The sequence below is a fragment of the Bosea sp. BIWAKO-01 genome (genome assembly GCF_001748145.1).
In the GTDB taxonomy this organism is placed as follows: Bacteria; Pseudomonadota; Alphaproteobacteria; order Rhizobiales; family Beijerinckiaceae; genus Allobosea.
Genome location: NZ_BCQA01000001.1, coordinates 1,343,386 through 1,356,190, shown reverse-complemented (window position 1 = coordinate 1,356,190; position 12,805 = coordinate 1,343,386). Strand labels below are relative to the sequence as shown.

At 63.7% G+C, this 12,805-nt stretch carries 1 protein-coding gene; it reads right to left on the bottom strand.

Going from position 1 to position 12,805, the window contains the following annotated elements; translation table 11 throughout:
* Positions 1–69: 69 nt before the first annotated feature.
* The gene (locus tag BIWAKO_RS06165; protein WP_069877787.1) at positions 70–12,732 is read right to left on the bottom strand and encodes a peroxidase family protein; all 12,663 of its coding nucleotides are present in this window, start codon (positions 12,730–12,732) and stop codon (positions 70–72) included.
* Between the last annotated feature and the right edge of the window lie 73 nt (positions 12,733–12,805).

Sequence of the window (12,805 nt, the reverse complement as noted above, 5' to 3'; positions counted from 1 at the left end):
AAGGCGTCGCTCGCCGCGTATCAGCGGACAGCGCGAGGATGCCTCCGTCGCGCTGTCCGCTCTCTGTCCTCACAGGATGAAATCGCCGGCTGCGAGACTGTGAAGCCCCGCGAGCTTGATCTCCATTTCGATCGTGCCGAGATTGTTGTTCGTGTTGAGCTGGACGATCGTATCGCCGCCGCTCTGGACGACGCGGACCTGTCCTGCGGCGGAAAAGGCGGCGTTGCCGATGAAGGTAAAGGCCTGATTCCCGCCGGAGCCGGTATTGGCGTCGATTGCCGAGAGATCGATGACGTCGCCACCGGCGACGCCAGCCCCCTCGAAATCAGTGATGACATCGTTGTTGCCGACCCCCACGCCGGACTCGCTGGTCGTGTTGAAGACGAAAGTGTCGCTGCCTGCGCCGCCGGTCATGACATCATTGCCACCGCCGCCGGTGAGGGTGTTGTTGCCGCTGTTGCCGACGATGACATTGGCGGCGTTGTTTCCTGTCCCGTTGATGTTGCCATTTCCGGTCAGGCTGAGGTTCTCGAAGTTGTTGGCAAGCGTGAAGGTGACCGAACTCCGCACCGTGTCCGTGCCTTGGTTGGCCGCTTCCGTGAGGGTGTCGTTGCCATCGGTGATGTAGATATCGTCGCCCGCACCTCCGATCATCGTATCGGCACCACCGGCTCCATTGAGTGTATCGTTGCCGAGGCCGCCGGTCAGGGTGTTGTTCCCGCTATTGCCCGTCAGGACATCGTCACCACTGCCGCCGGTGACGTTCTCGATATTGGCGATCGAGGTGAAGCCGGAGGCTGTCCCAGCTCCGAGATTGACGGTTACGGCGGCCGTCGTTCCAGCGTAGGACAACGTGTCGCCCGACCCGCTATTGGAGCCGAGATCCGCGGTGACCTGCTCGATGCCCGTGATGGTTCCGCCCTCGAAGGCGGTCAGCGTGGTGCCGCTGAAGACGACATTGAGGGTGTCGGACGCGTTGGTGCCGGTGATGACCAGCCTGTCGGAGCCCGCACCGCCGTCGACCGCATCGGCACCATGACCGATGGTGTAGATGAAGCTGTCGTTTCCGGCGTCGCCGAACAGCGCATCGTTGCCGGTGCCGCCCGTGATGATGTCATCGCCCGAGCCACCATGGACGGTATCGTTGCCGCCGCCGGCATCGATGATGTCGTTGCCGCCCTGGCCGTCGATGATGTTCACGCCGCCATTGACGGTGATGGTGTCGGAGCCCTGGCTCCCGATGATATTCTCGATGCCGTTCAACGTGTCGTTGCCGATCTGGCCGCTCGTCGCGCTGGTCGTGGTGATGATGGCCCCAGCGGTCGTTGCCGACAGGTCGTAGGTGTCGATGCCGGCGCCGCCGGCATAAGTGTCGTTGCCGTCGTTGATGGTGGCAATGAAGAGATCGTCGCCAGCGCCGCCTGTAAGGCTGTTGGCGTTGGCATCGCCGGTCAGGGTGTCGTTGCCTGAACCGCCGGTCACGTTCTCGATCGACACATATTTGTCGCCGAAAGCGATGCCGGTGTTCTTCGTCGGGTCGAGAAGGTTCACCGCGACGCCTGAGGTGTCACCCGCATAGGAGACTGTATCGACACCACCCAGGCCCAGGAAGGTCCGGTTGTGTCCATTGGCGAACAGGCCGGCCGGAACGTCTCCCGACAAGGTGTTGCCGCCGCCGTTTCCAACCACGAAGGTCTCCGGCGAGATCATTGCCGAGGGGGTGTTGGCAGGGTTGTTCGCCCCGAACATGTCGCTGTAGCTGGCCGTGAGACGGACCGTCTGGTTTGCTATCGTCAGCGACGGCGCCGTGCCGGCTGCGCCCGTGATGTTGACCCAGGCCGTGCCGTTCCATTGCTGCCACTGGAACGGGGTGGCGGTTCCGGCCGGATTGATGCCGGCAATCTGGCCGGTGGGGTTGGCTGCCGTGATCAGGTCTGGATCGGCGAGCGTGTCTGAGCCGGCAAGCGCCGCGTTGGCGGCATTGGCGGTGAAGCCGCCGACATGGACCGCTCCCGAGGCCGCCTCGTTGACGTTCTCGATCCGGACGATCTCGGTCTGTATCGCCGTCTGGTCGCCATCGCTCACCTGCAGCTGGATCGTGAAGGTGATCTCGGTGCCGGCGGCGTTGATCGAGGCATTGGGATTACCTCCGAGCTGTTGCTTGATCGCCTCGAAGTCTGGGGCCTGGTTGAACACCAGCGTCGCAGCACTGGTCACGCCCGCTGCCGTGATCGCGTTGCTGGTGCCTCCGATCTTGAACAGTCCCTGTGTCAGCGCATCGCCGTTGACAATGCTCCAGGCGAGCGGTGCCGCAACCTGGTGATTGGCGATCTGAAATGCTGTCAGGGTGTCCGTCGCGCTCAGATTGGCGATGAGCGTACCCGCGGGCGTGTTGAGATTCTGCGCGGCGACGACAGCCGCTGTCGTGAACTCGTTGAACTGGGTATTGACGGGATTGCTGCCGAAGACCGGCGTGCCATTGCTGCGGCCGAGCACATCGATCGTGAAGTCATTGGTGACGGCGAGGCCCTGCGGGTCGGTCGCCGTGATCCGCACCGTGATGCCGCCCGTGAAGCCCGCCGGTGGCGTGCCGGTGATATGACCGTCCGTGACAGCGCCCGTCGCGTCCCGATCGACCGTGAAGGACAGGCCCATGAACGATGTCGCGGTCGTGATCGGATGCGCGGTGCCGTTGGCATCGACGATGGCTGCCGTATAGGTGAGCGCCGTCGCGGCCGTCTCGCGATCGCCGAAGACCGTCGTCAGCGGCAGGAACATGTTGGTAATCGGCTTGTCCTGCACGGCTGCGGTATTGGGCAGCCCGACAAGTTCCTGCTGCGCCACGACGAATGGCGCCGTGTTCGCGGCAAGTGGATCGGGAACCAGGACCGCCGTGGGCGCCGAGACGACGCGCTCGATAAAACCAGCCTGAGCCGCCGGGTCGGCATAGGTCACGACGACACGAAGCTGCTGGCCGAGGAAGAAGTCGGTCGGGGTGAACGTCGCCGTGGTGGCTCCGTTCGGATGAAGCGCCGGATCGGCGATGTTGACCCAATCGCCGCGCAGGATGTTCAGGTACTGCCACTGGTAGGACAGCGGATTGGTGATCGTGCCGCCGGCGAAGTCGAAATCCACCAGGTTCGTCACGTCGGCGGTCAGTGCACTGTTCACCTGCGGGGCGGCCAGCCCAGCGGCAAGTACGACCTGGAGGGCGGCTCCTCCGACCGAGGGGTTGGCTTGCGGAATATGATTGTGTGTCGTCACGGCGAAGTCGATTTGGGACACGTCGATTGTCGTGTCGGCAAATTGCAGCCGCTCGATATTGCGCAGCCGGTCGGTGCCGTCGCGTCCGGCCACGCTGTCCACGACAGTGATGAAGCCCTCGGCGTCCTCATTGCCGTCGATCGTGTAGTCGGAGGCGTTGCCGGTGAACACGGCCGTGTCGATGTTGCCGGGAGTCGTGTCGTAGCGAATTTCGCGCAGGATCTGGCTGCCCAGGCCGACGACGCCGTGGGCGTTCGGCAAGAGCTCAACGTGTAGCCAGGCGTCACCGTCGATGACATCGTCGCCCCTGCCGCCCTCGATGATATCGTTGCCGCCGCCGCCGAGGACGATATTGCCAGTGATGCCCACCGCCGTGCCGGGCTTGAAGAATGCCCCTTCCGTCGTGCCGTTGACGAAGGACAGGGCAGGGTTGCCGAAGCCGTCCACGGGTCCGTCCGCCAGCCCCTTGATCAGGCCGGGATTGTTGAGCTGGTTCTTGGCGAGCGGCACGATAGGTGCACGTGCATTGTTATCTGCGGTCAGGATGTCGTCGAAGCGGGAGCCGCTCAGGCCCTCGGTCTGGGTGAAGATGTCGCGGATGCCATCGGCGCCGAGAGGTGCGTCGGGCGCAATGAACTCCTTGATGCTCATGTCGACGGCGACGGACTGCGTCTCCTTCTCGAACGAAGCCCAGTCGAAGCCCAGCCCGCCGAGGAATTTGTCGAAGCCGCCGACGCCGAGCATGATGTCGTCGCCGCTGAAGCCCTTCATCACGGTGCCGACGCCGCCGATCAGCACGTCGTCCCCGGCATAGAGCGGGAACTGCCCGGTCGGTGCGCCGACGTCACCGACGAGCACGTCGCCGCCGTCGGGGCCGCCATCGATCCAGTCGTCGCCTTCGTCGCCCTGGATCTCCTCGCCGCCCTCACCGCCATAGATGATGTCGTTACCCGAGCCGCCGACGATGTCGTCGACACCCTGGTTGCCGTAGATCAGGTCGTTGCCTGCGCCGCCAAAGATGAGGTCGTCGCCCTTGCTGCCATAGATGGTGTCGTCGCCGCCATCGCCATGGAACGACGAGCCGATGGAGCTGTTGGTGTTGCTCAGGATGTCATTGCCGTCGCCACCGAACAGGTTGTCGTTGCCGCCACCGCCATCGATGATGTCGTCGCCGGCATCGCCCCAGACCGTGTCGTCATCGGCCTGGCCAGCCATCAGCCGATCGTTGGCCGAGGTGCCACCGAGTACCATCGTGTTGCCGAAGAAGTTGTCCTCGCCAAGGAAGTGGACGGTCCCATCGCCCTGGATCTCGACCAGCGGGTGCAACTGCCCGTCCGCGCCGGTGAAGGATGGTATGGCCGGACCGACCGCGAAGATCGGGTTGTTGTGGCTGTCGACCGCGACGCTGCCATCCGCATTGTGCTGATAGAAGTCCGTAGCCTCGATCTTGTATTCCGGCGTCAGGAATATGCTGGCCGATATGTGGTGCACACCGGTGGCGTTCATCACCATCTCGGCGAAGGAATTGTTCTCGATCTGGTCGGAGAACTGCATGCCCTCGATGCGCGGCAGATAGTAGAGCCGGTCGGCGTCCTGCAGGTTTTCCATCTGCAGCTTGAAGACATAGTCGAATGTCGTGCCGAGCAGGCCGCCATGCAGGTTCTGCTTCTCGGCCAGACCGCCGATCCACAAATCGACCGCGTCGAGGCCGGTGACCGAGCCCGTGCTGTAATGCGGCGGGGTCTGATCGAGCATCGGCTGATGCGTGATCGGGTCGATCTGAGCCGAGCCGGTGGCAGGGTCGATCAATGCGCCATGATAGGCGCGTGGATCATTGACGTTGTTCGCGTAGATGCCGGTGCTGTGCATGAAGTCATAGGCATCGGTGCCGCGATTGGTTTCGTCCTCGCCGGCGCTGACGAGCGCCAATGCAGCCGCACGTTTGTCGGCGAGCGTCGTAGCGTTGACGATGGTCGGGTGGGTGCCGTAGGCGGCGACGAAGTTGATCAGGGACGCAGGGTGCTTCAGGAACTGGCCGAACTCGTGCCAGCTCTCGTATGGCTTCAGGGACGCGTCGTTGGTCTGGCTATAGAGTTCGTTGCGAACCAGGTTGATCCCCGGCACCCCCTCGGACCGGCCGCGCGCGATATTGAGCGAGGCGAGGTCAAGCGGCAAACCGAGCAGGTTGTTGCGCAACGTACCGGTGACGAACTCGTCGATCTCGTTGCCGACCTGGGCCATGGAGCCGAGAGCAAGCTGGCCGGATGCGTCGGCGCCGCCATTCAGATAGGCAAGCGGGTTGGTGAAGGCGGTCAGCAGGGCGATATTGCTCGAAACCTGATTGCCATTGCCGTCGAGCAGGATCGGGTTGCCGTTGGCATCCAGCTCGGGCGTGCCGTTCAGCGGATCTCCGGGGGCGCCATGGTGCAGCGAATACCGCTGCAGGTTTTCGTCCAGCATCGAGTGGCCGAAGCGATAGACGGTGTGGGCGAACTCGGCGAACACGGCCGGGTCGAGGTGGATGTTGGTGTCGCCGGAGACATGGATGTCGGGCGCGATCTTGCGCGCGAATTCCTCGAAGACGAGGTGCTGATACTGCGTTTCTGTGCCGAAGCGGGCAACCTGGAACAGGCGCTCGCCATTCCATTCAGTGGCTGTGATCTGATGTGGCGCCCCGCCGGCGCCAGGCGCGAGATTGACGCTTGGCAGAACCCATTCCGATGCGAATGAGGTATCGCCCTTGTCGAGCTGTGCTTGGATGAAGGCCTTCGTCTGCTCGACCAGCCGATTATGCTCGGAATGGAAGACATCATGGACGGCGGTGAGGCCGATATTCTCGTTCACGCGCCCGTCGCCCGCAATGTAGTGCGCGTCGAGGAGTTCGTTGTCGTAGACCAGATTTTGGCCCGTGGCCGGATCGACTGGCAGCGCATTGCCAGCGACGCCGTCGCCATCCGCGGTCAGAGCCTGGCCGAAATCGTTGAACGGACTGGCGTTGTGGGCCATGTCGTTGATGAAGGCGACGCCGGCGCCGACATACTGCGTCGACAGCGTTGCGTTCGGCGGCGCTGCAAGGCCGGCCGGCACCGCGATATGGTCGATGTCGAGGCCGGCTGCGGTCCCCTCGATGGTCCGCTCGGCCAGCAACGTCGTGATATGGGTCGTGTTGTCGGTGGCGAGCACCTGGTAGACGACCTGCGCAAAGCCGTTGGGGCCGCGAATGACGTTGCCATAGGCGTCGGCCTGGACCAGCGGCACGCTGACCACGTCGTAATCGGACAATTTGAGCCCGAGATTGTCGAGCGCGTTCTTCTTGACGTCGGCCCAGGTCGGCATGTGGTGCGAGAGGTCGGTGGTTGCCGCCGTCGCGTTGGCATTCCCGGCCTGTGTCGCTCCGGCCTGGTTGACATGGTCGAGCATCCGTCCGGTCGAGTGGATGTTCGGAGGCTGGCCAGCGCCAGCGACATTGATGTACTCGCGCAGGAAGACCTGATGCGAGGGATGCGAGGAATAGGTCTGGCTCTGGTCGACCGGCGGCGTGATCGCGTTGGTGGTTTCGTGGGTGAAGGTGTCGTCCGACGTGCCGACGATCCCGTCGGCGCCGGCCGTGCGCTGGATCATGGTTCCGCGCGTCAGCACCATGAAATTGGTCGGGCTGCCAGCCTTGTAGAGCGGGTCGTCCGGCAGCAGCGGGATGATGACACTGCCATTGCCGCCCTTGTTGACGAGGTCGAGGCCATGATCGAAGAACTGGCCGAACAGCGTGAACCAGGTGTTGAACGGCGCTGAAATGCCACCATCCGGCGTCACGTTCGGGATAGAGTAATTCTGCAGGCCGGTGGTCGGGTCAACGCCGTCGAAGGCCGCGACCTTGTTCGGGTCCTGCACCGCGGGCATCACCGTGGCCTGGGACGTGGCAGCCTCGAGCGCGGCAGGATTGGCAGTGCTCTGGTCCACGATCAGGTTGCTGATCATGCGCGGGTTGGAATCGTAAACGCTGCCATGCGTCTGCGCATAGCTGGTGAGGTTGAGGCCGGGCGCGAAGGGGTTGTCCTGGGCGAGCCCCAGAACCGGGGTGGTCAGTCGCAGGAATGACTGGTCCGAGGCGCCGAACGTGCCCTGGCCGGACACCGCGCTGTTGTTGGTTGCGGCGACCTCGCGCAGCCCGAAGGCCAGATGCGGATTGACCGGTGGCTGATGGGCCTCCGCCATCTTGATATTGTTCAGGATCCAGTCGAGATCGACGCGGTCGAAGCTCACCCCCATCGGATCCGGTGCCGGTGCAGCAGGGGCCGCGGCCGCGGTGACGGCGGCGGCTGGATTGTTGGCGACATTCCCGGTGGTGTTGAGAACGTTGATGGCGAAGTCGGCTGTCGCGGTATGCGCGGGCAGGACCACGCCTGCCGGCGTCGTGATCGCATCATCCGTGGCATAGAACCGCAGGTCGATCGCTCCGTTGAAGCCTGCCGGAAGGGTGCCGGTGATGGTGGCGCCGGTGACGCCGGTCGCATCGGACTGAAGCGTGAAGTGCAGACCGAATGCGGCCGCGGAGCCATCGAGAACCTGGCCATTGGCGAGCGATGCGGCAAAGTGGAGTGCGGTGTTCGCCGTGTGGTCGTCGGTCCAGAAATTCGTGATCGGGACGAAGACGTTGACTGACTCGCCCTGATAGGCGTCGATATTGGGCACGAGCTGGACGACGCGCTGGTTCTGCGTGGGCCCGAAGTTCTTGCTCGGGTCGGCGGCGAGCACGGGTGTCGGCGCGCTCGTCACCGTCTCGGTGTAGCCATGCGTATCCGTATAGGTGGCCTTCAGGCGGATCTGCAGGCCGCTCTCGAAGTCGCCGGGAACAAACGCGTTGGGATTCGTCGCTCCCGTAATGTTGATCCACTCCGCCCGGATCAGGTCCTGATATTGCCATTGATAGGAGATCGGACTGGTGATGATCCCGCCGGCGAAGTCGGCATCCTTGATAACGCCGGCAGTGGCGAAGTTCGAGGACAAGGTGTCTCCGACGGCAGGCGCCGCGATGTTGCCGGCCGGATCGGTGACGGTGAGCGTGCTGACCGGGAGGTGGTTGCGGCCACCGGAGACGTCGACGGTGACATCTGCAAATTCGAGCCGCTCGATATTGCGCAGGCGGTCGGTGCCGTCGTCGACGGCGTTCTTGGTTGCCGCGACCAGGCCCGTGGGGGTGTGCGCGACGGTGATGAAGCCTTGCGCATCGGGCGCGAGCTGAATTGCGCCGCTCGCCAGCCCGGCGATCGTTGCTGCATCGAGTTGACGGACGATGGTTGCGCCGCCCGCGCCGCGCACCGTGATCGTGTAATTGGCCGCGTTGTCGGTGTAGACGGCGGTGTCGACGTTGTTGGGGTGGGTGTCGTCGTAGCGGATCTCACGCAGGATCTTGCTGCCTGCTCCGATCACGCCCTGGGCGTTCGGCTGCAATGCGACATGCAACCAGGCATCGCCGTCAATGATGTCGTCGCCGCCGCCGCCAGTGATGCGGTCGTTACCGGCGCCGCCGAGCAGAATGTCACCGCCGGCGAAGCCAAGCGCACTGTTGGGGCCGCCGACGCCCGGCGCGAAGAACGAGCCCTCAAGGGTCCCGTTGTGATTGGTGTAGGTCTTGCCGGAGGCGTCGGCCGGCGTGTCGGCAAGTCCGAGGATCAGGTTCGGATTGAGCAGGGCATCCTTGGCGGCCGCCCGCACCGCCCGCGGATCATTGGCGCCGAGGATCTCGTCGTCGAATTGCGAGCCGCTGACGCCCTCGGTATGGCTGAACACATCGCGAATGCCGTCGCCGCCCAGAGGATTGATCGGCGAGATGAATTCGCGCCGCTTCATGTCGACGCTGACGGCCTGGGTCTCGAGCTCGAAGGAGGCCCAGTCGAAGCCGGTGCCGCCAAGGAACTTATCGAAGCCGCCGACGCCGAGCATGATGTCGTCGCCGCCGAAACCTTTCATGACGGTGCCGACGCCACCGATCAGCACATCGTTGCCGGTGTAGAGCGGAGTCTGGCCGGTCGGTGCACCGACGTCGCCGACAAGCACGTCGCCGCCATCCTTGCCGCCATCGATCCAGTCGTCGCCCTGATCGCCCTGAACCTCCTCGCCGCCTTCGCCGGCCAGGATGATGTCGTTGCCCGCGCCGCCGACGACGTCGTCAATGCCGCCGCCCGAGGAGATGTAGTCGTCGCCCGCGCCGCCGAAGACGATGTCGGCGCCCTTGCCGAGCAGGATCGTGTCGTTGCCGTCATCGCCGTGCACGACATTGTCGCCGGCCTGGTCCGTGATCAGGTCGTCGCCGCTGCCGCCGAACAGATTGTCATTGCCGCCACCGCCGTCGATCGTGTCGTTGCCGCCGTCGCCCCAAACCGTGTCGTCATCGGCATTGCCGGCCAGCAGCTTGTCATTGGCGTCGGTGCCCCCCAGCACCATGGTGTTCCCGAAGTAGAAATCCTTGCCGATGAAATGAAGCGTTCCGTCCTTCGTGATCTCGACGAGGTTGTGCACGATGCCGCTGGCATCCGTCCAGGTCGGGAATATCGGGTTGGCGCGCAGAAGGGGGTTGCCATTGGCATCCATCAGCACATTGCCGTTGGCATCGAGCTGGTAAAAGTCCTTGGCCTCGATCTGGTATTCCATTGCCTGGAAGATCGAAGCGGGGAGATGATGTGTGCCGGGGATATTGGCCTGGATCATCTCCGCGAACGAGTTGTTCTCGATCTGGTCGGAATAGTGTGTGCCTTCGATCCGAGGCAGATAGTAGAGCCGGTCGCCGTCCTGCAGGTTCTCCAGCTGCACCCGGAAAATGAGCTCGAATGTCGATCCGAGCAGGCTTCCGTTCAGGGCCTGCTTCTCGGCAAGGCCGCCGATCCACATGTCGACCTGGTCGAGGCCGGTGATCGAGCCGGTGCTCCAGGGAGCGACAGCGCCATCGGCGTCGTGGATGAGGTGGGCATCGGTGGAGGTTGCCGGATTGGCGTTGCTGTAGGCGCCCAGACTGTGCAGGAAGTCGTAGGCATCCTGGCTGAAGTCGTTGTTGGTGACCGAGATCTGGTGTCCGGCGGCGTCGAGTATTGGCTTGCCGGCATCCTGCGACGGGTCGGCATTGCCAATATTGTCGGCATTGAGGGCGTTCGCCGTATTGGCGATGTTGGTGATTCCAGCCGCATCCAAAGCGCTGTTGGTCAGATGGCCGGCCGTGTCGGTGAAGCCATAATCGGTGTAGCGGCCGGTCTGATCGACGAAGGCGAAGTCGGTATGCCTCAGGCTGGCGTCGGTGTATTTGAAGCTCGTCAGGTTGCCTGCGGCATCCTTGAAGGCGTAGTTCAAACTCACCGTCTTCTGCGCGGAAACCATCAGATCGAGCGCCGCTGTGCGCTTGTCGAGGACGGTCGTCTCGGCCGTGAGGGCGGCATGCGTCCCATAGGCTGCGATGAAATTGACCAGCGAAGCCGGGTGCTTCAGGTAGTGACCGAAGTCGTCCCAGCTCTGGTAGGGGCGCAGGTTGGCGTCGTGCGTCTGATCGTAGATCTGATGACGGAATGCGTTCAGCGTCGGAACGCCGGTGTCCCGGCCGCGGGCCAGGTTCAGGGCGGCGAGGTCGAGCGGCAGGCCGAGCAGGTTGTTGCGCAGCGCGCCCGTGACAAACTCGTCGATCTCGTTGCCGACCTGCTGGGTCGCACCCCTGACGATCTGGGCGGCAGCGTCGGAGCCCTGGGCAAGGAAAGCCAGCGGGTTGGTGAAGGCATCGATCAGCGTCATCTGCTGGTTCGTCGCCGGATTGAGGACCGGATTGCCGTTGGCATCGAAGCGGTCGATGGTCTCGTCCAGCATCGAATGGCCGAAGCGGTAGACCGCATTGGCGAACTCGGAGGTGATCGCCGCGTCGAGATGGATATTGGTGTCGCCCGAGACATGGATGGTCGGGACGACCTTGCGCGCGAACTCCTCGAAGACGAGGTGCTGATACTGCGTTTCGGTGCCGAACTTGGCGGCCTGGAACAGCCGCGCGCCGTTCCATTCGTTGTCCTGGATGCCGTCGGCGAGGTTGGTCCCCGGGAGCACCCAGTTCAGCGCAAACGACGTGTCGCCCTTGGCGAGTTCATTGAGGACCATCGCCTTGGTCTGCTCGATCAGGCGATTATGCTCGTTGTGGAAGACCTCATGGACGGTCGTCAGGCCGATATTCTCGTTGGCACGCCCATCGCCCCCGACAAAGTGACTGTCGAGAAGCTCGTTATCGTAGAAGCCGGCCGAGGGCGCAGCACCACCGGCGACGCCGTCACTATCGGGCTGTAGCAGGTTGCCGCTTGAATCGAACGGGCTCGCTGCGTGCGCCATGTCGTTGATGAAGGCGTGGCCGATGCGGACAACCTGCTCGCCGGTCTCCAGCGCCAGCGGATTTGTCAGGTCGAGGCCCGTGGCCGTGCCTTCGACCAGTGTCGTGCCGCCACCGGCATGCGCGACGACAACCTGCGCGAAGCCATGGGCACCGAGGATGAGATTGCCATAGGCATCGGTCGCCAGCAGCGGCACATTGCCGACATCGTAGTCGCTCAGCGCGATACCGAGTTTCAGGGCATTGGCCTTGACATCGGCCCAGGTGGCGAGGTGGTGCGCGCCCGTCGCATCGGTGTGCTCGAGCAGCCGGCCTGTAGCCTCGAGCGTGACCGTTCCGGCGACTGCGCCCGGCGTCGATAGATACTCGCGCAGGAAGGCCTGGTGCGAGGGGTGGGACGTGTAGGTCTGGTTCTGATCGACGAACGGCGTGACTAGGTTCACCGTCGGCTGTACGGCTCGCGCCAGAACCATGAAGTTGTTGGGGTTGGGATTGGTCGTCGTCGGCTGCGTAAACAGCGGATCGTCGGGCTGCAGGGGAATGAAGACGATCTCGGTCTGGCTCTTCGCGATCAGATCGAGACCGTGGTCGAAGAACTGCCCGAAGAGGGTGAACCAGGTGTTGAACGGGGCGGAGATGCCGCCATCCGGCGTGACATTGGCAATCCCCAGATTCGCGACATAGCTGGGGTTCGCCGTGCCATCAGGGTTGAACTGGAGCTGCACGGTCAAGGGCGTCGCCAGTTCCGGGTGCAGGGCGTTGTAGGCATCGACCGCCGCCTGGTTGGCCGAGCTCTGGTCCGCGATCAGGTTGGAGATCGTGCGCGGCGCTGAATCCACCACGAATGGCGTGCCCACTGCGTAGCTCGTGTGCGTCCCCGGGGGGCCGAATGGCAAGTCCTGTGCGGGCTGGAACAGTTGAGTCGCATAGAGGGGCAGAGGCTGGTCGATCGAGCCATATGTCGATGTCGAGCCGCCGGCGCCGGTGGACTGGTTGTTGTTGGTCCCTGCGACCTCGCGCAATCCAAAGGCCAGATGCGGGTTGACGGGCGATTGCCCGGCCTCGGCCATCAGGATCTGCTGCAGGATGTAATCGAGGTCTACGCGATCAAACGTAACCATAGCCGGACCTCCCGTTTGCTTGTCTGTTTGCAGGCGTCAACACGATACGGCTCGGGGCCAGATCGGCCCCAAG